At 59.4% G+C, this 24573-nt stretch carries 25 protein-coding genes; 13 read left to right on the forward strand and 12 right to left on the reverse strand.

Annotated features, from left to right (window positions below):
- Window positions 1–28: 28 nt before the first annotated feature.
- Window positions 29–2419: a TonB-dependent receptor plug domain-containing protein gene (locus QM647_RS08380; RefSeq protein WP_414995054.1), complete on the reverse strand. Its 2391-nt coding sequence runs from the start codon at window positions 2417–2419 to the stop codon at window positions 29–31.
- 357 nt (window positions 2420–2776) lie between these two features.
- Here QM647_RS08380 and QM647_RS08385 point away from each other — a divergent pair, with 357 nt between their 5' ends.
- A complete protein-coding gene (locus QM647_RS08385) occupies window positions 2777–3214 on the forward strand; it encodes a hypothetical protein (RefSeq protein ID WP_414995055.1) in 438 nt (145 codons plus the stop codon).
- Between the two features lie 59 nt (window positions 3215–3273).
- On the opposite strand, the gene QM647_RS08390 is transcribed toward QM647_RS08385, so the two are convergent.
- The 5 genes from QM647_RS08390 to QM647_RS08410 all read right to left on the reverse strand — a co-directional run bounded on the left by QM647_RS08390 (window position 3274) and on the right by QM647_RS08410 (window position 5713).
- Window positions 3274–3477, reverse strand: a complete 204-nt coding sequence (locus QM647_RS08390; RefSeq protein WP_414995056.1) for a cold-shock protein — start codon at window positions 3475–3477, stop codon at window positions 3274–3276.
- Between the two features lie 280 nt (window positions 3478–3757).
- Window positions 3758–4345, reverse strand: coding sequence for a 50S ribosomal protein L9 (gene rplI / locus QM647_RS08395; protein WP_414995057.1), 588 nt, complete (start codon window positions 4343–4345; stop codon window positions 3758–3760).
- A 13-nt stretch (window positions 4346–4358) separates the two neighbouring features.
- Entirely contained in the window at window positions 4359–4640 is a 282-nt protein-coding gene (rpsR, locus tag QM647_RS08400) for a 30S ribosomal protein S18 (RefSeq protein ID WP_414995058.1), read from the reverse strand.
- Window positions 4641–4651: 11 nt separating this feature from the next.
- The gene (gene rpsF, locus QM647_RS08405; RefSeq protein ID WP_414995059.1) at window positions 4652–5026 is read right to left on the reverse strand and encodes a 30S ribosomal protein S6; all 375 of its coding nucleotides are present in this window, start codon (window positions 5024–5026) and stop codon (window positions 4652–4654) included.
- A 156-nt stretch (window positions 5027–5182) separates the two neighbouring features.
- Window positions 5183–5713 carry a peroxiredoxin gene (locus QM647_RS08410; RefSeq protein ID WP_414995060.1) on the reverse strand — a complete coding sequence of 177 codons (531 nt, stop codon included), beginning with the start codon at window positions 5711–5713 and terminating at the stop codon, window positions 5183–5185.
- Between the two features lie 164 nt (window positions 5714–5877).
- On the opposite strand from QM647_RS08410, the gene fabD reads away from it, so the two are divergent.
- The 7 genes from fabD (at window position 5878) to gmk (ending at window position 12130) form a co-directional block, all read left to right on the forward strand.
- Window positions 5878–6825, forward strand: coding sequence for an ACP S-malonyltransferase (gene fabD / locus QM647_RS08415; RefSeq protein ID WP_414995061.1), 948 nt, complete (start codon window positions 5878–5880; stop codon window positions 6823–6825).
- Between the two features lie 69 nt (window positions 6826–6894).
- On the forward strand, window positions 6895–7632 hold the full coding sequence (gene fabG, locus QM647_RS08420) for a 3-oxoacyl-[acyl-carrier-protein] reductase (RefSeq protein ID WP_414995062.1): 738 nt from the start codon (window positions 6895–6897) through the stop codon (window positions 7630–7632).
- A gap of 187 nt (window positions 7633–7819) precedes the next feature.
- Window positions 7820–8059 (forward strand): acyl carrier protein, encoded by a 240-nt coding sequence (locus QM647_RS08425; protein ID WP_090642836.1) that lies wholly within the window; start codon window positions 7820–7822, stop codon window positions 8057–8059.
- 115 nt (window positions 8060–8174) lie between these two features.
- Complete coding sequence (fabF, locus tag QM647_RS08430; protein WP_414995063.1) at window positions 8175–9461, forward strand: beta-ketoacyl-ACP synthase II; 1287 nt, start codon at window positions 8175–8177, stop codon at window positions 9459–9461.
- Window positions 9458–10564 (forward strand): endolytic transglycosylase MltG, encoded by a 1107-nt coding sequence (gene mltG, locus QM647_RS08435; RefSeq protein ID WP_414995064.1) that lies wholly within the window; start codon window positions 9458–9460, stop codon window positions 10562–10564. Before fabF ends, mltG begins: the two co-directional genes overlap by 4 nt.
- 24 nt (window positions 10565–10588) lie before the next feature.
- Window positions 10589–11470, forward strand: a complete 882-nt coding sequence (locus tag QM647_RS08440) for a YicC/YloC family endoribonuclease (RefSeq protein ID WP_414995065.1) — start codon at window positions 10589–10591, stop codon at window positions 11468–11470.
- A gap of 3 nt (window positions 11471–11473) precedes the next feature.
- Window positions 11474–12130 (forward strand): guanylate kinase, encoded by a 657-nt coding sequence (gene gmk, locus QM647_RS08445; RefSeq protein ID WP_414995066.1) that lies wholly within the window; start codon window positions 11474–11476, stop codon window positions 12128–12130.
- 130 nt (window positions 12131–12260) lie between these two features.
- Here the strand turns inward: gmk and rsmA are convergent, their stop codons facing one another.
- The 6 genes from rsmA to QM647_RS08475 form a co-directional block, all read right to left on the reverse strand.
- Window positions 12261–13085, reverse strand: a complete 825-nt coding sequence (rsmA, locus tag QM647_RS08450; protein ID WP_414995067.1) for a 16S rRNA (adenine(1518)-N(6)/adenine(1519)-N(6))-dimethyltransferase RsmA — start codon at window positions 13083–13085, stop codon at window positions 12261–12263.
- Window positions 13082–14056: a 4-hydroxythreonine-4-phosphate dehydrogenase PdxA gene (gene pdxA / locus QM647_RS08455; RefSeq protein WP_414995223.1), complete on the reverse strand. Its 975-nt coding sequence runs from the start codon at window positions 14054–14056 to the stop codon at window positions 13082–13084. The genes rsmA and pdxA overlap by 4 nt, the downstream gene beginning before the upstream one ends.
- Window positions 14057–14069: 13 nt before the next feature.
- A complete protein-coding gene (locus tag QM647_RS08460; protein WP_414995068.1) occupies window positions 14070–15446 on the reverse strand; it encodes a peptidylprolyl isomerase in 1377 nt (458 codons plus the stop codon).
- A 15-nt stretch (window positions 15447–15461) separates the two neighbouring features.
- A complete protein-coding gene (locus tag QM647_RS08465; RefSeq protein ID WP_414995069.1) occupies window positions 15462–18086 on the reverse strand; it encodes an LPS-assembly protein LptD in 2625 nt (874 codons plus the stop codon).
- Between the two features lie 233 nt (window positions 18087–18319).
- Entirely contained in the window at window positions 18320–19477 is a 1158-nt protein-coding gene (locus QM647_RS08470; RefSeq protein WP_414995070.1) for an LptF/LptG family permease, read from the reverse strand.
- A 9-nt stretch (window positions 19478–19486) separates the two neighbouring features.
- Window positions 19487–20623, reverse strand: a complete 1137-nt coding sequence (locus QM647_RS08475; protein WP_414995071.1) for an LptF/LptG family permease — start codon at window positions 20621–20623, stop codon at window positions 19487–19489.
- A gap of 269 nt (window positions 20624–20892) precedes the next feature.
- Between QM647_RS08475 and QM647_RS08480 the strand changes: the two genes are divergently transcribed.
- The 5 genes from QM647_RS08480 (at window position 20893) to QM647_RS08500 (ending at window position 24545) form a co-directional block, all read left to right on the forward strand.
- Entirely contained in the window at window positions 20893–22368 is a 1476-nt protein-coding gene (locus QM647_RS08480; RefSeq protein WP_414995072.1) for a leucyl aminopeptidase, read from the forward strand.
- A gap of 14 nt (window positions 22369–22382) precedes the next feature.
- Window positions 22383–22832 carry a DNA polymerase III subunit chi gene (locus tag QM647_RS08485; protein WP_414995073.1) on the forward strand — a complete coding sequence of 150 codons (450 nt, stop codon included), beginning with the start codon at window positions 22383–22385 and terminating at the stop codon, window positions 22830–22832.
- The gene (locus tag QM647_RS08490) at window positions 22829–23212 is read left to right on the forward strand and encodes a proteinase inhibitor i78 (protein ID WP_414995074.1); all 384 of its coding nucleotides are present in this window, start codon (window positions 22829–22831) and stop codon (window positions 23210–23212) included. The genes QM647_RS08485 and QM647_RS08490 overlap by 4 nt, the downstream gene beginning before the upstream one ends.
- 142 nt (window positions 23213–23354) lie before the next feature.
- Window positions 23355–23819 (forward strand): response regulator, encoded by a 465-nt coding sequence (locus QM647_RS08495; RefSeq protein WP_414995075.1) that lies wholly within the window; start codon window positions 23355–23357, stop codon window positions 23817–23819.
- Between the two features lie 12 nt (window positions 23820–23831).
- A complete protein-coding gene (locus tag QM647_RS08500) occupies window positions 23832–24545 on the forward strand; it encodes a sensor histidine kinase (protein ID WP_414995076.1) in 714 nt (237 codons plus the stop codon).
- Window positions 24546–24573 lie beyond the last annotated feature (28 nt).

Consider the following 24573-nt stretch of genomic DNA (forward strand, 5'->3'; position numbering starts at 1 on the left):
GCTTTTGAGTGAAGGGCCTGTGGCCCTTCTACCAGGATTGGCTGACCTTGGCGTACAGGTAGCGGCCATTGAAGCCGAACGGCGAGAAGCGGGTGAAGGCGAGGGCGCCCACACCATTGCCGCTGGTCGTGTTCAGCCTGGCCGGCGTCTTGTCCGGGTATACGTCGAACAGGTTGTCTGCGCCCAGCATAAGGGTCGTGCCGGTCGAGAAGCGATAGCTGCCGCTCAGGTCGAAAAGCGTCTTGTCGCCGGTATGGATGTCGTTGGCGGCGACCGAAGCGGCGTCGATGACGTCGCCGTAATATGTGGCGCGCGCCGTCACGCTCAGTTGCGACCGCGTCCAGTCGACGGCGAATGTACCCTTGTTCTCAGGCGATGAGTTGGTCAGGATGTACTGACGGATGCGGGCGAAGAGGGGCGGCGCCGGTGACAGGGATGACAGGACATTGGTCGACGGATAGTTGTTGATGACCGTATTGTTGTTGTTCCAGGCAAAGGACAGGTTGAAATTACCGTAGGTCTCCGTCGGGATGCGATAGTTGGCGACGATATCCACGCCGGTCGTGGTCGTGGTCACGCCATTGAGGAAGAAGCGCGCCGAGCTGACATTCTGCGACGCCAGCAAGGCCGCCAGATCGGCGGAATAGTAGCCGGAGGTTGCCGAGTTCGAGATGTTCTCAGACAGGACGATGCGGTTACCGATGCGGATGTTATAGCCGTCGACCGTCAGCTCGAAGCGACCCTTGTGCCAGACCGCGCCCAGGGATTCACTGGTCGAGGTCTCCGGCTCCAGCGCCTTGGCGCCGAGGGTCTGCGCCACCGCGCTGGTCGCCGGGAAGGTGCCCGTTTCAATAACCTGGCCATCGGTGACGACACTGGCGATCGAGGTGAAGTATTCCTGTTGCAGCGATGGTGCGCGGAAGCCGTTGTTGAGCGTGCCGCGGAGGGCGAAGGACGGCGTGAAGTCATAGCGCAGGGCCAGCTTGCCGGACGTGTTGCTGCCGAAATCCGAATAGTTTTCATAACGCAGGGCGGCGTCATAGCTCAGCTTTTCGGTGAAATTGCCCGCAGCATCAATATACAGGCCGATATTGTCACGGCTCTCGTCAACGACGTTGGTGGGGCTGAAGCCACTGAAACCCTGGGCACCGCTACCGGTATAGGAGGCTTCGTCACCCGCCTTGATCTGATAGGTTTCGTGGCGTCCTTCGAGACCGAAGGCCAGGGTGAGTGGCGAGGACAGGCCGACCTCAAAGGGGCGGCTGAAGTCGGCATTAAACGCGGTCTGGCCGTATTTCAGCTGGCCGTCATAGAAGGAGGTCTGGGAGTCCGTCAGGCTCGTATTGACGCTGTTGAGCGTATAGTAGTCGAGCGTGTTGCTGCCATAGGTCAGGCTGAAATCCGAGGCCCATTGGCCTATGGCGCCCTTGACGCCGAAGGTGGCGGCATAGTCCTTGGACTTGGCGTTGATGATCGGCAGGAAGCCATTCGGATACTGCGCGCTGACGCCGGCATGGCGGAAGAAGGCCGCCGATTCCGAGTCATTGCTGGTGTAGCCGGCATTGCCATACCATGACCAGATATCGTTCAACGGCTTGCCGGCATTGAGGAAGACCGAGGCAATGTCCTGTTCAGGATCGCCGTAGCGTGAAGTGACGGTGGCAGGTGTGACGGTGCTGTCGATATCACCGCGCGACGTCGGGTCGCGGTGCTTCAGATCCGCCGATACGGTCAGGAAACCGTCTGAGCCGAGCTTGAAGCCGGCCCAGCCGCTGATGTCGCTGGTCGCGCCATCATGTGCGTAGCGCTCGGAATTGGCCGCCTTGATGTCGGTATCGTACTGGCCATAGGAGACCGTGACGCCGCCGCCATGATCGGCCTGACGCAGACGCAGGTTCACGACACCGGCAATAGCATCGGAACCGTACTGCGCCGAGGCGCCGTCACGCAGCACTTCGGCGCGGTCGAGCGCGGCTTCCGGGATCGAATTGAGGTCGACAGCCGCGGAACCGCGTCCGGCCGAGCCGTTGATATTGACCAGGGCCGACGAATGCCAGCGCTTGCCATTGACCAGGACGAGGGTTTCATCGGGCGACAGGCCGCGCAGCTGGGCCGGACGGATATTGTCGGTGCCGTCGGTGGCGGATGGGCGCGGGAAGTTCAGCGAAGGGGCCACCCGGGAAAGCCCTTGCGCCAGTTCGCTGTTGCCCTGGGCGGCCAGGGATTGCGAGGTGACGATATCGACCGGTGCCAGCGTATCGAGGCGCGTGCGGCGGCTGGCGCGCTGGCCGGTGACGACGATTTCGGTGGGCTGCTCGCTGGCGGCGGGTGCGGTGTTTTGGGCGAAGGCGACGGGGGCAAGGCCTGCGGACAGGCTCAGGACCAGGGCGGTCGTAAGATATAGGCGGGAAGTAGACATGGTGGGCTCCATTATTTCGTTTCGGTCTCGTCTTAAGGCGAGTGTCCGACTCGTGCGGTTGTGCTGGGCCCTAATTGGTCGCATTCATGTCATATTTAAAGAGAACGCAGCGCCATAAATTGTGTCCTGATAGATTAGTAATGCTATCGATGTTGAGGGTTCTGGCTGTAAGAATTCAATAAAAATATTTTTAAATCAGTATATTATTTCAATTCTATATTTAGGCGAGTGTGCATAACTTAATCAAATTTGTTGCGTGACGAGCCGTTTCTGAAACCATTCGTGACAGGATTTGTCCACTGTCGCATTCGGCTCAAGGGGTATATATTAGGCAAAAATATGTTCCGGGAGGTCGTCATGAAGCGACTGGATGTGGTACGCCTGATCCTGGGCGGCCTGGTTTCGGCGATCATCATCTATCTGATCGAGACGGTTACCAATGCGGTCGTCCTTGGCCGGGACTGGCAAGACTGGAGCGCGATCGCCAGGACCGCCTTTGTCATGCCCTCTGGCACCGTTTCCATGATTCATTGGGGATTGCAGACGCTGATCGCCGGGATCGCGGGCACCTTTATCTATGCCGGTATCCGAACCTGGGTAGGCGCCAATCTGCGTGCGGCCTGGATATCCGGGGTAATCGTCTGGGCCATCGGCTGGTTGGGCATGAGCATGGACAAGATGGCTATGGGTATCGAGCCGCACAAGATGATCCACTATAACCTGCTGGCCGCGCTGATCGCCTGTTTGCTGGGGCAGGTTGTCGCCAGCTTCATCTACAAGGACCGGGCAGAATGAAAAACCCCCGGCAGTATAAACTGCCGGGGGTTTAATATCTCAAGCCTGGGCCTGAAAGATTATGCGGTTTGCAGATTGGCTGCCGAGGTCTTGCCCTTTTCAGTGACCAGCTCGTAGCTGATCTTCTGATTTTCGTTCAGGGTGCGCAGACCGGCGCGCTCAACAGCGGAGATGTGGACGAACACGTCCGCGCCGCCGTTGTCGGGCTGGATGAAACCAAAACCTTTAGTGGGGTTGAACCACTTAACCGTACCTGTAGCCATGATGGCCTCCGTATATTGTATCGCACCTTCGTGCAGTTGGTACCCATGGGATTATGCGTACCTGAATCCGAAAAGAGTGCGTCTTGGAAGCCTGATAGGCGGTCGTTCAAGTCAGACCTAAATCTCGAATGCGAGGACCATACGCGTTTCTCGCCAAATAGCAACCAAATAGCGGCGAGAGTGATGCTGCCCTTGAAGCATGTGGTGGAAAATATAAAACCCCTGAAAGCAAAAACTTTCAGGGGTTTCTCAGGATGCTTTCGCAGTTTAAGGCGAAGTTTTAGGCTTCGTAAGGTGCGTCCGCCAGGGCGGCACCGGCACCGCCTTCGAGCAGATCGGCCGCGGCGGCTTCATCCGCCAGGCGATCTTCCTCGAATTGCGAGGCGATGACGTTCTCGCCAGCGGCCTGACGTTCGGCTTCATCAGCCGAGCGGGCCACGTTGACCGTGATGGTCAGCGAGACTTCCGCATGCAGGCGCACGGTGATGACGTGCAGGCCGAGGGTCTTGATCGGCGTATTCAGGACAACCTGATTACGCTCGATCTTGGCGCCGGCTTCGGCAACGGCGTCCACCACGTCGCGGGCGTTGACCGAGCCATAGAGCTGGCCGCTATCACCCGCCTGGCGGATGATGACATAGCTCGTGCCGTCCAGTTCGGAAGCCGACTTTTCAGCGGCGGCCTTGTTGGAAGCGTTGCGGGCGACGATCTGTTCCTTCTGGGCCTCGAAGACCTTCAGATTGGCAGCCGTGGCGCGCAGAGCCTTGTGGCGCGGCAGGAGGTAGTTACGGGCGAAACCGTCCTTGACACCGACGACGTCGCCGATGGTGCCGAGGTTGTCGACGCGTTCAAGCAAAACAACTTTCATGTGCCTGTACTCCTTACTTCACAACATAAGGCAGCAGGGCGAGGAAGCGGGCGCGCTTGATGGCCTTGGCCAGTTCGCGTTGCTTCTTCTGGCTGACAGCCGTGATGCGCGAGGGGACGATCTTGCCGCGTTCCGAGATGTAACGCTGCAGGAGCTTGACGTCCTTGTAGTCGATCTTCGGGGCATTGGCGCCAGAGAACGGGCACACCTTGCGGCGGCGGAAGAAAGGACGACGGGCGGGACCGTTGCCGACGGGGGCGCCGGGAGCGGTGGAGGCGATGGTGTCTTCAGACATCTGAGGCTCCCTTATTCAGCGAAGTCAGCCGTGCGCTCGGCACGGTCAGGGCGTTCCGAACGCTCGCGGCGCGACAGCACCGGCGACAGTTCGAGATCGAGTTCTTCAACGCGGACGGTCATGTAACGGATGACGTCTTCGTTGATCGAGAGCTGGCGCTCCACTTCCTTCACGGCCGGAGCCGGGGCGTCGATGGCCAGCAGGGAGTAATGGCCCTTGCGGTTCTTCTTGACGCGATAGGTCAGGTTGCGCAGACCCCAGTATTCGATCTTGGCGATGTGACCGCCGCCTTCTTCGATGAGGTGCTTGATGGTGTCGTTCAGAGCTTCCGCCTGTTGTGGCGAAATATCTTGTCGTGCGATAACGACGTGTTCGTAGTAGGGCATAGGTATCCTCTTCCGTTGCTCCGGGTGGCAATTTCACCGGCGGAAGTCCGGCAAAACCGATGGATCGGAACAGGCACAATGCCAGCCGACCACCCGGAAGGGAGCGCTCTCTTAGATGAAGAGCGCCCAAAAGGCAAGCAGTATAAGGAAAGGGCCTTAATTTGCTGCGCCGACAGCCTTCAGCAGCGAACTGACATGCGTCGAGGCATCGCCATCGGCATGTACAAAGGCAATCTTGCCATCGGTCCCGACCACATAGGAAATACGGTTGGACATGTTCATGTCGCCCATCTTGGCGTCATAGGCGGTGGTCACGGCCGCCTTGGTATCGGCGCCGACCGGGAATTTGCCCTGACAGGTTTCCTTGGAGAATTTCTGGAGGGTGCCGATCTCATCGGTGGAAATGCCGACGACCGAGACGTGCTTGGCCTGGAATTCGGGAATGGCTTCCGAGAACTGGTGCGCTTCCAGTGAGCAGCCGCCGGTGAAAGCCTTGGGATAGAAGTAGACCACGACCGGGCCATCCTTCAGCGCGTCCTTTAGGGAAAAGGTGCCCACCACACCATTCGTGGCGGCGGGAATGGTGAAGGCCGGGGCCTTGTCGCCAACCTTTAGCGCGGCGAAGGCAGGGGAGGCGAGCAGGACAGAAGCGGTGAAGGCCGCCATACCGAGCACTATTTTCTTCATGAGCGTATCTCCTGTTTATTGTGACGCTATGCCTTATACGCCGAACTGGCAAGGCCGGTTACGGGGGGCATGACAATAACGTAAAATTGCGTCGCCACGCTTGCCCTCACGCGCGGATTGCCCTAACGCAATTCGCCATTTCAATCTTGCGAGGCCAGACCATCATGACTTTAGCTTTTGTATTTCCGGGACAGGGATCGCAAAGCGTCGGCATGGGCGCGGAACTGTTCGACACCTATGCCGTGGCGCGCGACGTCTTCAATGAGGTCGACGAAGCGCTCGGTCAGAAACTGTTCGCGCTGATGAAAGAAGGCCCGGAAGACCAGCTGACCCTGACCGAAAACGCCCAGCCGGCCATCATGGCTGTCTCCGTCGCCGTGGCACGCGTGCTGGAAAAGGAATTCGGCATCGCGTGCTCGGCCGCCAAATATGTCGCCGGCCATTCGCTCGGTGAATATTCCGCACATGCCGCCGCCGGCACTTTTTCGCTGGCCGATACGGCGCGCCTGCTCAAGCTGCGCGGCCAGGCCATGCAGCGCGCTACGCCGGTCGGTGTCGGCGCCATGGCGGCTCTGATTGGCAAGGCGGATCTTGAACTGGCGGAAAAGGCCTGTGAGGCCGGATCGGCGGCCGGTGTTGTCGTGATCGCCAATGATAATAATGCCGGGCAGATCGTCATTTCCGGCGTGAAGCCGGCCGTGGAACTGGCGGTCGAAAAGGCCAAGGAACTGGGCGCCAAGGGGATGCTGCTGAATGTCTCGGCGCCTTTCCACTCGCCGCTGATGGAACCGGCGGCCGAAGAAATGAAGGCGGCCCTGGCGGCCGTCACGATCAATGAGCCGGCGTCGATCCTGGTGGCCAATGTCACCGCCCAGCCGATCCGTGGCAAGGACGAGATCGCCGGCCTGCTGGTTCAGCAGGTGACCGGGCGCGTGCGCTGGCGCGAGTCGGTGCAATGGCTGGCGACCGATGGCGGTGTCACCACCTTCGCCGAACTGGGCGCGGGCAAGGTGCTGACCGGCATGGCCAAGCGCATCGCGCCGGAAGCCAACTCGCTGGCGCTTAACGGCACAGCCGATTTTGAAGCCTTCGCCGCCGCCCTCAAGGGCTGATTTGACTTGAAGGCGCGTGGGCTTTGACCTAAACGCGCCGCCTAAGGACACCTATCAAAGGAAACGACTATGTTCGATCTGACCGGAAAAACCGCTCTCGTGACCGGCGCAACCGGCGGCCTTGGCGCCGAAATCGCCCGTTCGCTGCATGCCCAGGGCGCCAAGGTGGTGCTGTCCGGTACACGTGAGAACGTCCTGGCCGACCTGGCCGCGCAGTTGCCGGGGGCTGTCATCGCTGCCGCCAATCTCGCGGATGCCGCTTCGGTCGATGGCTTGGTCGCGCGGGCGGAAGAAGCCGCGGGCGCCGGGCTTGATATCCTGGTCGCCAATGCCGGCATCACCCGCGACGGGCTGATCCTGCGCATGAAGGACGAGGACTGGGAGACGGTCATCAAGGTCAATCTCGAAGCCTATTTCCGTCTGGCGCGCGCCGCCACCAAGGGCATGATGAAGCGCCGTTTCGGCCGCATCATCGGCATTACCTCGATCGTCGGCGTCACCGGCAATCCAGGCCAGACCAATTATGCCGCCTCCAAGGCCGGCATGATCGGCTTCTCCAAGGCCCTGGCGCAGGAAGTCGGCTCGCGTGGCATCACGGTCAACTGCATCGCGCCGGGCTTCATCGCCTCGCCGATGACGGACGAACTGAATGACGCCCAACGCGCCGCGATCCTGGCAAAGATCCCCGCCGGTGACCTCGGCAAGGGCAGTGATATCGCCGCCGCTGCCGTGTACCTGGCCAGCAACGAAGCCGGTTATGTCACCGGCCAGACCCTGCATGTGAACGGCGGTATGGCGATGATCTGATCCGTATCGATTTTTAAGTCGATATGGCCCGATTTTACGGCGGGTTTCCCTGCGTTGTGGCGGGCTGGCGCTTTAAATCGCTTGAAACGCCGGTTTTATATGCCTACAAGACAAAACTGGATTCTATCCTCCCCTTGGGACCCTGCGGTCTCGGGTCCTGAGTTTCTACTTTCTGAAGGGACAATAAATGTCTGAAGTTCTTGAACGTGTTCGTAAGATCGTGATCGACCACCTGGATGCTGATCCGGACAAGGTCACGGAAAAGGCGAGCTTTATCGACGATCTGGAAGCGGACAGCCTCGACATCGTTGAGCTGGTCATGGCTTTCGAAGAAGAATTCGATATCGAAATCCCCGACGATTCGGCTGAGCACATCCTGACCGTGGGCGACGCTGTTGCCTATATCGATGGCAAGCTGAAGTCCTAAGTCTAAAGACTTGCTTGAGCGCGGCTTCAGACTCCTGTTAAGGGGTTTGGCCGCGCTTAGTTGTATCTGGGTCTGGCCACAAGTTCTAAAAGGCCAAATTGAAGGTTGATTGCCTATGGTTCGTCGCGTCGTCATTACCGGTCTCGGTCTGGTTTCTCCCCTAGGTAACGGAGTCGAGATTTCCTGGAAACGTCTGCTGGAAGGCAAGTCCGGCGCGGGGCAGATCACGGCATTCGATACGACCGATTACGCCTGCACCGTGGCCTGCGAAGTGCCCAGCGTCGATGGACGCGGCGGCGGCGGTCCGGATATCGAAGGCTCCTTCGATCCGTCGGCGGTACTGTCCAACAAAGAACGCCGCAAGGTCGACGACTTTATTCTCTATGCTATTGCCGCGGCGGACGAAGCCCTGAACGACGCCAACTGGCATCCGGAAACGCCGGAAGACCAGGAGCGCACCGGCACCCTGATCGGTTCCGGCATCGGCGGCCTCGGCATCATCGCCGATACCGCGCTGGAACTGCGCGATAAGGGGCCGAAGCGCATTTCGCCCTTCTTCATTCCGTCCTCGCTGATCAATCTGGCGTCCGGCCAGGTGTCTATCCGTCACGGTCTCAAGGGGCCGAACCACTCCGTCGTCACGGCCTGCGCTACCGGCGCCCACGCCATCGGCGATGCGGCCCGCCTGATCAAGTATGGCGATGCCGATGTCATGGTCGCGGGTGGCGCGGAATCAGCCATTGTGCCGATCGGCATTGCCGGCTTCATCGCCTGCCGCGCCCTGTGCACCGCCTTCAACGACACGCCGGAAAAGGCCTCGCGTCCTTATGACAAGGACCGCGACGGCTTTGTCATGGGCGAGGGCGCCGGCATCGTCGTTCTGGAAGAATACGAGCACGCCAAGGCGCGCGGCGCCAAGATTTATGCCGAGGTTCTGGGCTATGGCCTCTCCGGCGACGCCTACCACATCACCGCGCCGTCGGAAGATGGCGATGGTGGTTACCGCGCCATGGTGGCGGCCGCGAAGAACGGCAATGTCGATCCGACCTCGATCGATTATGTCAATTCGCACGGCACCTCGACCATGGCTGATGGCATCGAACTGAAAGCCATCGAGAAGTTTCTCGGTGACCGTGCCGCTACCGGCACCGTGTCCTCCACCAAGTCGGCCATCGGTCACCTGCTGGGTGGCGCGGGTGCGGTCGAGGCCATCTTCTGTACCCTGGCCATTCGCGACCAGATAGCGCCGCCGACCATTAATCTGGATAATCCCGATGTCGATACTGTCGTCGATCTGGTGCCGCACAAGGCCAAGCCGATGAAGATCAAGACGGTGATGTCCAACAGCTTCGGTTTCGGCGGCACCAATGCCGCGCTTATCCTGGGTGCCGTTGAGGAATGATGCGCATCACCGGCAAAGCGTCGTCGGAAAATGAGGGGCGGTCGATACTGGCACCTCTGGCGGGGCTTTTGGCCGGTATATTGCTGCTGGTTTTCTCCTGCGGACTGTTCTTCTACGCACAGCTTTACGGGCCAGGCCTCAAGACGGCCACGCGCGTGACACTGGATCATGGCATGAGCGTCATGGCCATGGGGCAGACGCTGGAAAAGGCTCATGTCGTCCATTCCGCCAGCCTGTTTCGACTGGCGGTCAAGTTCAGCAGTCATCACAGCCTGAAGGCCGGTACATACGAGTTTCCGGCGGGCAGCTCCTTAATGAGCGCGCTGAAACAGATTGAAGACGGCAAGGTCGTGCAGACCTTCATAACGATCCCTGAAGGCCGCACCTCGGCTCAAGCGGTACGTATTCTGATGGGAATCAAGGATCTGACGGGCGATGTGGAAGTGCCGCCGGAAGGCGCGATCCTGCCGGAAACCTATCTCTATCAGCCAGGTGAAACGCGCCAAGCCGTACTGGACCGGATGCTGGAAGCCGGGCGAGAGACGTTGGATGCGCTCTGGGCAAAGCGCGCGCCGGGGCTGCCTTTCGCCAACAAGGAAGACGCCTTGATTATGGCGTCTATTGTTGAGCGCGAGACAGGTTTGCCTGCGGAACGGCCGCGTGTGGCAGCGGTTTTCATCAATCGTCTGCGCAGTGGCATCCGCCTGGGTTCCGATCCAACGGTCATCTACGGCATCAGCCATGGCGAGCCGCTGGGCCGTGGCCTGACGCGCGAAGAACTGGACACGCTGACGCCGTGGAACACCTATCTGATCGACAAGCTGCCGGTGACGCCGATCGCCAATCCGGGCAAGGCATCCATCGCGGCTGTGTTGAATCCGGCCAAGACGCAGGATCTCTATTTCGTGGCCAATGGCACCGGCGGCCACGTCTTTGCGGCTACCTATGAGGAACACCTGCTCAATGTCGCCAAGTGGCGGGCCATGGAAGCACAGGTCAATGTCTATACATCTTCGGCCGTGGCGCCTGAACCGCCGGCAGCGCCTTCGGTGGCCAAGGTCGAGCCGGTGATCAAGCCTGTCCGTCTGAGCGCCAAACGCTGATCAGCGGCTTTCGGAGACCATATCATGACCCTGGCCAGCATGACCGGCTTTGCCCGTATCGAAGGGCGCTCCGACAGCCTGACCTGGACGCTGGAAATGCGCAGCGTCAACGGGCGTGGGCTCGATATCAAATACCGTTTTCCCGCCGGTTTCGAGGCCGTGGAACGGATAGGCCGTGACCTGGCCAAGAGCCGGTTCCAGCGCGGCCAGGTGAACCTGACTGTCTCGGTGGGTAGTGCGGCAGCGAAGGCCGGGGTAACGCTGAACAAGGACGTACTTGAATTCTATCTGGATGCCAGTCGGGCGCTGATAGATGCCGGGGAGGCGGTGACGCCTTCGGTGGACGGACTGCTCAGCCTGCGCGGGGTGATTGAGGCGACGGGTGACGAACGTGCAGAACTGGATACTGCCGCCGAAGCTGCCCTGACCGCTGACCTGACGCTTTTGTTCGATCGTCTGAAGGAGGCCCGTGAAGGCGAGGGGCGTGCGCTGGAAACCATTCTCAAGGGGCACCTGATCACCATGGCGGCCTGTGTCGAGCGCGCTAAATCACTTGCGGATCAGCAGGTCGAGGCCATCCGCGAGCGCTTTACCCGCCGGATCAACGAGTTGTTGCCCGATGCGCAGGATTTCGATGAGCGCGTTCTGCAGGAAGCCGCGCTTCTCGCCACCAAGGCCGATGTGCGTGAAGAACTGGACCGCCTGACCTCGCATCTCGATCAGGCGCATCAGTTGATCGATGGCGAGGCGGCGCCGGGCCGCAAGCTCGATTTTCTGGCGCAGGAATTCATGCGCGAAGCCAATACTCTGTGCTCAAAATCGGCCTTTATCGAATTGACCCAGACCGGCCTGGAGCTTAAAGCCGTGATCGATCAGTTCCGTGAACAAACGCAAAATGTGGAGTAGGCGATGCCGAAGACCCAAACCCCCGGCACGCAGCGCATCAAGCGCGGTCTCATGCTTATCGTGTCTTCACCCTCCGGTGCCGGCAAGACCTCGCTATGCCGCCGGCTGATGTCGGACCATGGCGACCTCGACCTCTCGATCTCGGTGACGACACGCAAACCGCGTCCGGGGGAACAGGATGGTCGTGAGTATCACTTCATCGACAATACGCACATGGATGAGCTGATCGCCGAGGATGCTCTCCTGGAGCATGCGGCAGTGCATGATCACCACTACGGTTCGTTGCGCGAGCCGGTGGAACGTGCGCTCAGCCAGGGTAAGAACGTGCTGTTCGATATCGACTGGCAGGGGGCGCAGCGTATCTCGGCCAAGGCGCCGTCGGATGTGGTGCGCATCTTTATTCTGCCGCCCTCAATGGAAGAGCTGAAGCGCCGGCTGATTGCCCGTGCGCAGGACGAGATATCGGTGATCGAGCGCCGCCTGGCGCGGGCCAAGGGCGAGATCTCGCACTGGGCGGAATATGATTATGTCATTTTGAATGACGACTTCGACCGCTCCTATGCGGAGCTGGTGCATATCTATCATGCCGAGGTCGCGCGCCGTTCGCGCGGGCTGTGGATTGCGCCGTTCGTCGATGATCTGATGTCGGAAAATGTCTAATGGGGCTTGGGGCCAAAGAACGTTTCTGGGGACCTCACAAACCTTGCCTTATTCAAAAGAAAACCCGGCCCTCAAGGCCGGGTTTTCTTTTGAAAGAGTGAAGACGTGGGGCCACAGGCCCCAAACCCCATTAGAGCAGTTCTGCCAGTCTGAGAAATTCGGCCGGGCTGACCTGCTCCGCCCGCTCGGTAGGCACGATCCCGGCTTTCTCGAGCAAGGCTTCGCCTCCGAGCGATTTGAGCGAGGCACGCAGCATCTTGCGGCGTTGGCCAAAGGCAGCGGCGGTGACCTTTTCCAGATTACGTATGACACGCGCCGCCGGACGCTCGGATTTCGGCTTCAGGTGCACCACGGCGCTGTCTACCTTCGGCGGCGGCGTAAAGGCGCGTGCTGGCAGGTCCATGATCTTCTCGCAGTGACACAGAACCTGGGAGATCACAGACAGCCGGCCATAGTCATCATCGCCCACCGGCGCCACGACACGCAGCGCCACTTCCAGCTGGAACATCAGGGTCATGGAAAGCGGCTGCCACGGGCCTGTCAGCCACTTTATCAGCAGGGGGGTGCCAACATTATAGGGCAGGTTGGAGACGATATGGGCTTGCGGCGGTAAGTTGCGGTCTGCAAGCGACTGCGCTTCGTTCACCTTCGTGGCGTCGCCCTCTATCACTTCGAAGCGGTCGCCATAGACGCCGTTCAACTCGCCGAGCAGATCGATGAAACGGTTGTCCATCTCGACCGCGATCACTTTACGGGCTTCAGTTTCCAGCAGGGCGCGGGTCAGGCCGCCGGGGCCTGGGCCGACCTCAATCACCACATCGCCATCGAACGGCCCACCGAGGCGGACAATCTTGCGTGTGATGTTGAGATCGAGCAGGAAGTGCTGGCCGAAGGATTTCTTGGCCATCAGGCCATGGGCTTCCAGGCTTTCGCGCAGTGTGGGCAAATCGGTCATGCGGCGGCCCGGTTGCGGCTGATGGCGTCAGCAGCGCGGATGGCGGCCACAAGACTGTCGACGCGCGCAATGCCCTTGCCGGCGATATTGAAACCCGTGCCGTGATCGGGCGAGGTGCGGACAATCGGCAGGGCGAGCGTGATATTGACGCCGCCCCAGAAATCAAGCGTTTTCAATGGGATCAAACCCTGATCGTGGTATAGGCACAACGCCGCGTCGTAACCGGCGCGCGCCTCGTCGTGAAAGAGCGTATCCGCCGGAAATGGCCCGCGAACATCAATGCTTTCGTTTTGCAACTGGTTGATGGCGGGGGCCAGAATGTCGATCTCCTCGCGGCCGATTGTACCCCCTTCGCCGGCATGCGGGTTCAGGCCGGCCATGACCAGACGCGGCCTGGAAATGCCAAAGTCCTTCGTCAGGGCCGCATGGGTGATGCGCGCCAGTTCGACAAGGCCATCAACCGACAGGGCGTCAGGCACGGCCTTGAGCGGTGTATGGATGGTCGCCAGTACGACGCGCAGATCCTTGGCGGTCAGCATCATCACTGGCGTAGGCACAGTGTCACCTTCGCGGCAAAGCTCGGCGAGATATTCCGTATGGCCGGGAAAAGCAAAGCCGGTGGCATACAGAACCGACTTGGCGATGGGGCAGGTGACCAAGGCCCGTGCCTGTCCGGTCTGGCAGAGAACTACGCCGGTTTTGATCCAATCGATGATATGAGGCGCATGCCGGTTGTCGGGCTTGCCGGCGAGCACGGGTGCGCTTACGGGGATGTCCAGCACCGGAAGGGCGCTGGAAAAATGCTCTGCCGTTTCCGATATCTCTCTGACGGGCGCCATGGGCACGCCCTGCGCGGCCATAAGGTTGGCGTCGCCGATCACGCAAAAGGCAAGACCAGCCTGATCTCTCAGGCTGGTCCAGGCTTTCGCCGCGAGTTCCGGACCGATCCCCGCGGGATCGCCCAGGCTCATAACCAAAGGCGGGCTAGTGGTTTTCAATCGTCGCCGTGCTTCTCAGTTCGCGCAGGTAACGCTTGCCCAGCATCGACAGACGCTGGTTGACCAGGTTGTTTTCCACCTGATCGCGTGACAGGGCGTTATCCCCGGCCAGCGCCCGATCGCAGACATAGAGAACGTTCATGTTCTGCGCATTCTGCAGCGGCGCGGTGCTGTCGTTTGTCTTCAGCGGACGCAGGGCATCCGAATAGTTGGCCAGCAGGGTGCTGAGCTGGGCATCGCCCAGATCGCTGAGCTGAATGCCGGCCGGCGCCTTGCTGCTGGCTTCATCAAAGGCCTCGCAGCTGGTAACCCGCGAGCGGAAGGCAGCCAGGGTGGCATTGGCGCTAGCGACCTCCTGCGGGCTGGCATTGGCGGGCAGGGAGACGGCCGCCTGGCGCAGACGGAAAATCATGTCGGCATTACCGTCGGTTTTCTGACGCAGCAGGTAGATATAGACGCCGTCCTTGGTGGGGATCGGCTCGCTCATTTCGCCGGTTTTCAGGCTGGTCAGGACGCTTTCCACGGACGGCTCGATATTGCCGGACACCAGCCAGCCGGCGTCGCCACCATTGGCAGCCGAGGGGGCGTTGGAAAACTGGCGCGCCACGGCCTGGAAGGGCGCGACCTTGTCGGCAATCTGCTCACGCAGCTGCTTGGCACCCTGCAGGGCGTTGGCCGGCGAACCGGCGGCGGCGTTGTCGATATAGATTTCAGCCACGAGATATTGCGGCTTCTGGCCATCAGCGATCACCTTGTCCATCAGCGAATCGACCTGGGCCGAACCGACATTGGCGTTGGCGTGATAACGGCCGCCGACCAGCTGGCTCCAGCCCGATTCGGCGGATATCTGGGCGCGCAGGGTGGCCGGTTCGACGCCGACCCGTTTCAGTTCACTCAGGAGCTGGTCGGATTTCAGATTGCTCTGTGCCGCCATTCGCGTGATTTCGTCGTCCACATCGGAATCGCTGACCTTGACCTTCCAGTGATCCATTTCCTGCTGCTGCAGGCGCTCGTCGATCAGGCTGTTCAGGGCCTGCTGCTGGAAAGCCGCATAGTTTTCCTGGGTGACCTGCACGCCGGAGGTCACGATCAGCAGCAGCATGCGCTGCTTCAGGTCGTAGGAGGTGATCATGTCGTTATTGACCGACACAATGATGCCCTCGCCTAGAGTAGGCAACTGCGGTGCCTGTGTATGGGAGGTCAGGGCCGGCTGGGACGCCAGGGCCGCCTCTCCGGTATCTGGCGTCTGCGGGAAGCCCTGCTGCGCGAAGGCGGCAGGCGCGCCGAGCGCCAATACCATGGATAGGGTCAGAAAGGACGAAACCTTGGACATATTGCGGCCGAAAGACAGAGGTGAGGACATGATCATGGGGGTTAATTAGCGAACATCGTTGACCTTGGAAAGTGATGTTCCCAATGTGGTTAAGTTAAGGCGGAAGAATATCGAGGATGACGGTTTGCCATTTGCGGTGGTCAGCGCGGTGTTGTTTTGCTGATAAACCAGCTCGAACCAACTGCAGTCGTCCTTGTAGATCAGGCTGAGTGTAGACTTCCGCCAGCTATCCGCCACAAGATCGCGATCGATCCGGGTAGAGACACCCCAGTGATCAGAAAAGAAGTGCTGCGCGTAAATCTGGAAATCACGGTAATTGTCTCCAAATCGGATCAACTTGCCGTCTGCGTCCAGCTCAGTCGGAGAGGTAAGGACATTATTGACGATGTAGCGCAATGTGCCCATCGTGTTCTTGCTCTTGGCGGTAAGGCCGTATTCCCCCTGGCTAAGGTGGCCGGTCTCGCTGTCGAAACGCAAGCGAGCGTAACCGTTGTAAGTTTTTTTCGTCTGGAAGCTACCGGTCATGATCCAGTCGGAATTCTGGCTGCCTAAGCCGGAAGGATCGTAAGTATAGGACTGCCCATTGATGGCAACCGTTTTAAGAAATTGCGATTCAGGCTTATCCCGCAGAACACGGCCGATCAGGCCATCTAATTGCAATCCTGAATTGAAGCGTAATTCGCCACGCAGACCCAGGTTCAGGCGTTTCCCGGCTTCATAAACGTCGAAACCGGGGGATTTGTTGAAACTGAAAAGTGTGGTTTCATCGAACTCAAAGGACTGACTGTCTTCGGTAGGGATATAGGGGCTGGTCTGGGCATCCGGAGATACGGCCAACTGGGCGACAGGCTCGATAATGGCCGTGAAGCTTTTGAACTTACGGTACAGCGGATAGCTGATATTCAGTCCCGCTGTAGACAGATCGCGCGATTCTTCCTCAGTGAGGCCGTTTCCATCCAGGTTGCTGACACGATAATAGTCATGGCGCAGATCGACGAACGGACCCCATTTGATACCGCTGCGGGTTGTCATGTCGCCTTCCCAGGTCAGGCCACCGCTTATACGATTGGTGTCGTAACCCGCTGTCTTGACCACGAGGCCGCTTGGGGCACCGATCTGAGAGGCTGTCAGCCCTGTACTCGTGCTGCTCGTCAGGCTTTTATGATACACACCGATGGCATTGGCGGAAAAGGTCAGTTGGCCGCCCAGGATACGCGACTTTGGAGACCAGTATGCCTCGATCTGCGGTGCGATCGTGGGGAAATAGTCTGAACTGATTGCGTAGGGCTGGAGTTTAGCGCTATCCAGATAGCCACCGACCTGCAGGCTCTGGAAACTCGCCATGGTAATGGCAAAGTAAGCGTTGGAAACCTGCCGGGTGACATTGACCTGATTGATGAGCTGGCGTGAATCCACGCTCAGATCGCCGACCTGATCGAAAGCGCCATCGATGCCGTAGCGCTCGAAGAAGTTGGCGTAGTCTCCCTTGGAATCTCCGCTCTCGTCCTTGACGTGCTGTGCCGTGAAGTTCCAGCGCCAGTTCTTGTTGATCTTGAAAGCGCCATCCGCCAGTAGGTATTCGCGTGTCGCCGAAGCACCATGACGATCACCGTCATTGTCGAAGAAGGCTTCGTTCGTAAAACCGCCCCTAATATGCAGAGTGCCAGAATAGAAACGACGCTTGTACTCCATGTTCAGCAGCGGATTGACGCTGGCATTGAGCTGCGGGCTGATAATCAGATATTGATAGGGCGAGATCGACCACAGATAGGGCTGTTCATACGAAAAACCGCGTTTCCGGCCAGTCGATATCTTGGGAAACAGGAAACCTGAGGCACGATCCAGGTCGGGATCGGGCGTCCAGAGATAGGGCGAATAGAGGACCGGGACGCCTTTGAGCTTCACCACGGCGTTATTGTAGAAGACCATCTTCTTGTCTTTACGCTGGGTGATCTGGCTGGCCTCGATCGACCAGGTCGGCGACTGGGTTTCACCATTTTTCACGCACAATGCACAGGGCGTGTAGATGACATTGGTCAGGCGATTGATGTCCGGATTGACCTGTTCCAGACGACGGGCGAAGACCTTGGAGTTGTTGCGGCCGATTGAGGCGAAATTCTCGCTGTAGCCCGACTGCATGTTGTCGTCATAGCGAATATGATCGGAAAACTGGATGCTACCGTCTTCGGCAATGGTCCGGGTATGCCCCTCGGCCTCGGTGACGCCGGTCGTCGAGTTGGTGGTGACCTTGTCCGCAATGATCGTGCGTCCATTCTGCCGCAATTGCACATTGCCGGTCGCAGTCGTTACACCATCTTCGCCGTTAAGGACATGGTCGGCTTCCAGGTAGGACTGATCAAGCACCAGACCGTCATTGCCAGGAACCGTGGCGGTTCTGACGACCTTGCGAACGGGTTTGGCATTGGCGTAGGGCGGGCGGTCTTCGGGATTTGCGGGGCTTGTGCTGTCCGCAGTGGCGGCCGTACCGTCCGTTACTGCGTCTGCACTATCCGTTACGGCATCCGCGCTATTCGTTATGGAGCTTGTGGTATCAGTTGTGGTCTGGGTCGGATCGGCCGTGCCGGCAGTTACCTGCGCCATCGCCAGTTCGAAGGCCAATTGACTGCCTGTGCGGAAGCCGGAAGTAGATGCGCTCTGCGATTGCGCCATGACGTGCCCACAGCCGCAACCCGCAGCGATTAGGGTGATTAACCCTGCACCGAGTCTGCTTCTGTCCCGTCCGTGTGTGTTGCGCTTAATCATTGCCGCCGCATCAGTCCTGTAATTCAAGTCCGTCAGACCGCCGGCTGAACGCCGATCCGTTTGTATAACACAGCCGGCCTGTATGCCGACCAAAAAGACATCGGGTTGTCGAGAATCACCCGTTAAAGACTTTAGCCTGTTTAGCCGTCTTCAGTGTAAACGAGCAGGGTCATGGCTGCCAGCATGGCCAGGATGGCGGGAGACCAGCCGGCCAGGGCGATGGGAATGACGCCGGCCTTACCCATGCTGGAAAACAACTGGTTGACGAAAAAGATGACGAAACCAAGGCTGATGCCAGAAATAACCAGTCCGGTCATGCCGCCCAGACGCATCAGGCGCAGGCTGAACACGGCGCCGAGCGCTGTCATGGCGGCGAACATCAGCGGCGTCGAAAGCAACTGGTGCAGTTTCAGCTCATAAAGCGCGGTTGAAAAGCCTGAGATGCGATTTTGAATAATCAGGCCCGGCAAACGCCAGAAAGGCACGCTCTGGGTAGACGCATACTTCTTGAACGCCTTTTGCGGGTCGAGATTGGAGGGGATCGTCAGCATGTCGTAAGGCGGGGTCGGCGGTCCGGTCACCGTGGCTTCCTGGGCGTTGCGCAATTGCCAGTAGCCAGGACGCAGGGTCGCTTCCGCCGCATCGATACGCTTGCGGAAGATAGGAATCTGTTTTGTGTCGATATCGTAAACCCAGAAGGTCACGCCTTTCAGATGGCCGGGCACCTGATCTTGGCTGGCGCCGCGGATGACGATCTGCTGATGACCGTCACCCTGACGCAGGTAAACGGCGCCGCCTTCTGGGGCGTTGGCGGGCACATCCTCGTCCACAGTGGCCATGGCCTTGTCGTACTGGTCGCTCAGCAGGGAAGCGACGGGGTTGAGCACACCGATAGTCAGTATGCCAAAGGCAAAGGCCGTAACAGCCGCCGGCGTGACGAAACGCCAGGCCGATACGCCGGCGGCGCGCATGGCAATCAGTTCGCTGCGGCGATTGAGATTGACGAAGGCAAACAGAGCTCCGAACAAAAAGGCGAAGGGCAAGAGCACGAGGATTGACGCGGGCGCTTTCTCCAGCATCAGCCCGATAACCGACAGGCCTGAGACATCGGCCTTGGCGCCCAGTGATTTCGAAATGCCGACATATTCGATAAGGAAAATCAGGGCGGCCACGATCATCAGGGATGACAGGAAAGCCGAGATGCAGGTCTGGAGAATATAGGTTTCCAGGCGGCTGTTGCGCCAGGGATTGAGGCGGCCCAGGCCGGAAAGGGAAGGCAGCTGATCGATCGGTTTCATCATGCCCTCCTACAATGGCCGCAATGTTTCGCGCGCAGCCTTCTTGCTGCTGCGGATAATGGTCAGCGAGCCATCAAACCTGCGGATCATGCGCAGACTGACGAAGACGGGAATGAGCGGCACGACATACTGAAGAATGTTCAGTATCCAGGCTGCACCACTGGCAGTTTCCATCACCACGCCCAATATGCGAGTGGCGCCAGCGGCGGCCGCGGCTATGGCGATGCGCTTGGCGTAACCATTTCGGCTGAAGGCGCCGCCGAGCACGCTGACAATGGCCAGCATGACGAAGGCCAGGTTATAGAGCGGATTGGCAAGCCGTGCGTTGGCTTCGGCATAATATTTTTGCCAGACCGTCTTTTCGTAGTCGTAGCGAATGGGGAAGACGAGTTCGTGCATGTAGCGATCGCCTTCCTTGAATTGGAGATAGTCGTCGCTGGTAAAGTAGGACGTGATGTCGAAGCTGTATTCATCCCAGGTCAGGTGGTCGAGCACCCCCTTGCCGGAAAGCCGTTGATTCGAGCCATTGCGCATGATCAGAATGGAGCTGCCATTGATCTTCTTGATGCGGCCTTCACGGGCGGCAAAAGTCTGGTCCTTGCCGTCCGGTTCATCGGTGCGGATGAATATCTGGCGGAGCAGGCCATTCTGCTCGATCTGCTGCACATAGATGGTAAGGCCATTATTCGACGTGGCGAAGTCACCTTCCCGAATCAGGCTGGAGATCAGGTCATTCTTTACGTCGAAAAGCTCCTGCCGCATTGCCCGGTTGGTGAGGGGCTGGATGAACAGGTTCACCGCCAGGCTGATCAGGGTGAAGTAGACGCCGATACGCAGGATGGGATAGGCCACGCGCATCAGCGACATGCCGCTGGCATAGGCCGCGGTGAACTCGTGCTCGCCCTGCATGCGCGTCAGGGCGACGAGCGTGCCGACAAACAGCGCAATCGGAAAGATCAGGCCGGCGAGTTGTGGCATGGAGAGCAAGGTGATCTTGACGAAGGTCCAGGCGTTCTGGCCGCGCTCCACCACCAGGTCGAACTGGGTCAGGGACTGGCTGAGCAAGGCGATGCCAGTCAATGCCGCCACCGCACCGCCAACTGGCAAGATCAACTGGCGGAATATATAGCGGTCGAGTGTTCGCATATTTGAGGATAACTCATCAAAGCCAGTAGAAGTCGCCGGGTAGAGACAGTCGGGTCCCCTTTTGACCGCTTAAAGAGTTAATTACAAGCGGTTGGATGCCGCCCCGCAAAAAAATTGAACACATATGTACAGTCGCCGCACGAAAGCCGTGGAAATATACCGGCGGCGGTAACAAAAAAGTTGCAAAAAAGGCTTCTGTCCGCAGGCAAAAAGGGGCATAGGGCTAAAGCCCATAATGTCCGAAACCGGACCTGCTACGGAGACCTTCCATGCCGCAACCGACCATCACCCTGTCCCAAACGGCTGCCGCGGGCAGTGCCCTGGCGGTCATTCTCGGTGAGGGCGATGCCGGAAGCCACGGGTTTGAGACGCTGACGCCGGGATCGGTTTCCGCCATCCGGTCTAGCCTGTCCGCCTTCGGTTACAAAGGGGCGAAGGGCAAGTCGCAGATTCTCGGCGCGCCCGCAGGTATGGATGTGGCCGCCCTGGTAGTGGTCGGTGGCGGTGAGCTGGCCAAGCTGGATGAAGCCGGTATGGAGACCGTTGCCGCCAGTCTCTACCATTCGGTCAAGGCATCGGGTTTCGAGAGCCTCAGCCTCGATGTAACCGGTTTTTCGCCGGCCCTGGCGGCGCGCGCGCTGCTGGCCTTTCATCTGGCCTCCTACCGTTTCGACAAGTATTTCGGTGCGGCCAAGCTGGAAAAGGCGCCGACCCTGAAGGCCATCACGGTCGTCTGCGACGATGTGGCAGCGACGGAAGCGGCCTTTGTGCCGCTGGCGGCCCTGCGTGACGGCATCCTGTTTGCTCGCGATCTCGTATCCGAGCCGGCTAATGTGCTTTATCCGCAATCCTATGCCGACCGCGTGAAAGCGCTCGAGACCATCGGCCTCAAGGTCGAGGTGCTGGGAGAGACCGAGATGGAAAAGCTCGGCATGCATTCGCTTCTGGGCGTGGGGCAGGGCAGCCGCAAGGAATCCAAGCTGGTGGTCATGCAATGGAACGGCGCGGGCGACGCCCAACCGGTGGCCTTTGTCGGCAAGGGCGTGACCTTCGATACCGGCGGTATCTCGATCAAGCCGGCCGAAGGCATGGAAGACATGAAGTGGGACATGGGTGGTTCGGCCGCCGTGGTCGGCACCATGATCGCGCTGGCCAGCCGCAAAGCGAAGGCTAATGCCGTCGGCATCATCGGCCTGGTCGAGAACATGCCGGACGGCAATGCCCAACGTCCGGGCGACGTGGTCAAGGCCATGTCCGGCACCACCATCGAGGTTATCAATACAGATGCCGAAGGCCGCCTCGTTCTGGCCGATGCCCTGTGGTACTGTCAGGATCGTTTCAAGCCGCAGTTCATGATCGACCTGGCCACCCTGACCGGCGCCATGATCATTGCGCTCGGCATGGATTATGCCGGTGTTTTCAGCAACAACGATGAGCTGGCTGAGAGAATCGGTGAGGCGTCGAAAGCTTCCAGCGAAAACACCTGGCGCATGCCGCTGCCACAGCAGTACGAAAAGCAGATCGATTCGAAAATCGCCGATATCCGCAATATCGGCGGCCGCCCGGCGGGCTCGATTACGGCGGCCCTGTTCCTCCAGCGCTTCGTCAACAATGTGCCGTGGGCCCACATGGATATCGCTCCGGTGGCCTGGACCAACGAGCAGCGTTTGCCGACCGTGCCGGAGGGGGCGACCGGCTTTGGCGTGCGCACCCTGAACCAGTTGGTCGAACGCTTCTACGAGTAACCGGGCTTTTGCACATGCCCGACATCTGGTTTTATCATCTGGAAAAGACACCTCTGGCACAGGTTCTGCCGGACCTGCTGGAAAAGGTGGTGCAAAAAGGCTGGCGGGCCTATGTGCATGGCCATGACGATGACACGATTGACGCCTTGAATGGCCAGTTGTGGAGTTACAGTGCCGCCTCTTTCCTGGCGCATGGTCGCGAAGGCGACGATCTGGCGCCGCGCCAACCGGTCTTGCTGGGCACGTCCGGCGAGATTGCCAACGGGGCTGAGGTCTATGTCTCTGTGGCGCCTGTCGATTTCCCGGATATCAGCGGCCTGCAGCGCTGTTTGCTGGTGTTCGAAGGTTCGGATGACGATCACCTGGCCTGGGCGCGCGGCCAATGGAAAAGATTGAAGGGTGAGGGCGCGGACCTGGCCTACTGGAAGCAAAACCCGCAGGGACGATGGGAGAAAATGCAGTGAAGACGAGTCTTGTCAGCGGATTTATCCTCGGTGTGATCGCCGTGGCTGTAGCGGCCTGTTCCAGCGCGCCGGAAGCGCCGGTCGCCCCACCACCCGTTTCGCGTCCCGCGCCACAGACACCGGCCTATCAGCCACCGGCGCGGCCTGCGCCACCGCCGCCGGCACCGGTCTACAAGCCCATGGCGGAAGACCAGTGCGGCGCTGCGGCCCTGCAATATCTGGTCGGCAAGCCGCGCACGGAAATTCCCGTACCGCTCGATCCCGGCCAGCGGCGCGTCGTGTGTTCTACGTGCATCGTTACGCAGGAATATCGCTCGGATCGCCAGACTATTGTTTTCAGCAGCGATACGGGCATCATACAGTCGGTTAAGTGCGGTTAACGCTGATTTAAGCGAAAGAGCATACTTTTCAGGTGGATGGCCGCCTGTCTTGATGCTACCCTGAGTTTTATTGAAAGCGAATCGACGGCAAATCCGGGGCGGGCCGTCAGGCGTATTAAGTTATTTATCGGGTCGAGCAGGCATGGATAAAAAACTCATAGCGGAAGGCCGACCGGCGGAGATCATGCTGGTTGACGATAATCGCGGCGATGCCCTGTTGGCATCCCATGCCTTTCGCGAGTCCTCTGTTCAAACCAACCTGACCGTGGCTTCTACCGGGGAGATGGCCCTGGCCATGCTGGCCGGTGAGGGGGAGTATCGCGGCCAACGCCTGCCAGATTTGATCATGCTCGATCTCGGCCTGCCCAAGATGGGCGGAGTTGAGGTGCTCGAGCGTATCAAGAGCGACATTCGTTTCCGGCACATTCCGGTGATCGTGATGTCGAACTCCGGCGCCGGCAGCAACATCCTGAAAAGCTACCAGCTTCACGCCAATGCTTATGTGATGAAACCGGCCGACTTGCAGAAATTCCGGGAAGCCATTTCCCTGATTGAACAATTCTTCTTCCTTCTGGCTTGTGTGCCTTCTCAGAATATAGACGCTTAAAGGAGGGCAACCATGCAGGAACCCCGACACATTACCATGACCGCTCCCGCCGACCCCGCCGAAGAATTCAAGGATTTCGCCTATATCGTCTCGCACGACCTTGCCGGGCCGGTGCGGTCGATGGTGGCCTTTTCCCAGCTGCTTAAGGAGAGCCTGCCGGTCGTTGAAAAGGCCGAGGACCAGCTGCATCTCGACCTGATCATCGAAAGCGGCCAGAAGCTGGGCGACATGATCCAGGGCTTGCTGTCCTTTTCACGCCTCAACACCGTGCCGCGCAACCGTACCCTGGTGGAGCTCGAAATCGTCGTCGCCCGCTGCTACATGCAGCTGCAGGCGCAACTCGACGCCACCAAGGGCCACTTCAACTATCCGCGCATGCCCGAAGTGATGGCCGATGCCCAGCAGATGCACACGGTCTTCTTCGCCCTGCTCGACAATGCCATCAAGTTCCGCAAGCCCGACCAGGCGCCGGACATCCGCATCCGCTGTGACAAGACGGCCGATTTCTGGGAGTTCAGCATCGCCGACAATGGCATCGGTATCGACCCGATGTTCTATGACGATGTCTTCCGTCCGCTACGTAAGCTGCATACCGATGAGGTCTATCCCGGTGTCGGCATGGGCCTGACTCTGGCGCGCAAGATTATCATGGCGCATGGCGGCGAGATCTGGCTGGAGCCGTCCGAAATGGGCGGGCTGAAGGTCAACTTCACCATCCCCAGATGAAAAAAGCCGCCATCGATAAGATGGCGGC

This window comes from Asticcacaulis sp. (genome assembly GCF_047605585.1).
Lineage (GTDB): Bacteria > Pseudomonadota > Alphaproteobacteria > Caulobacterales > Caulobacteraceae > Asticcacaulis.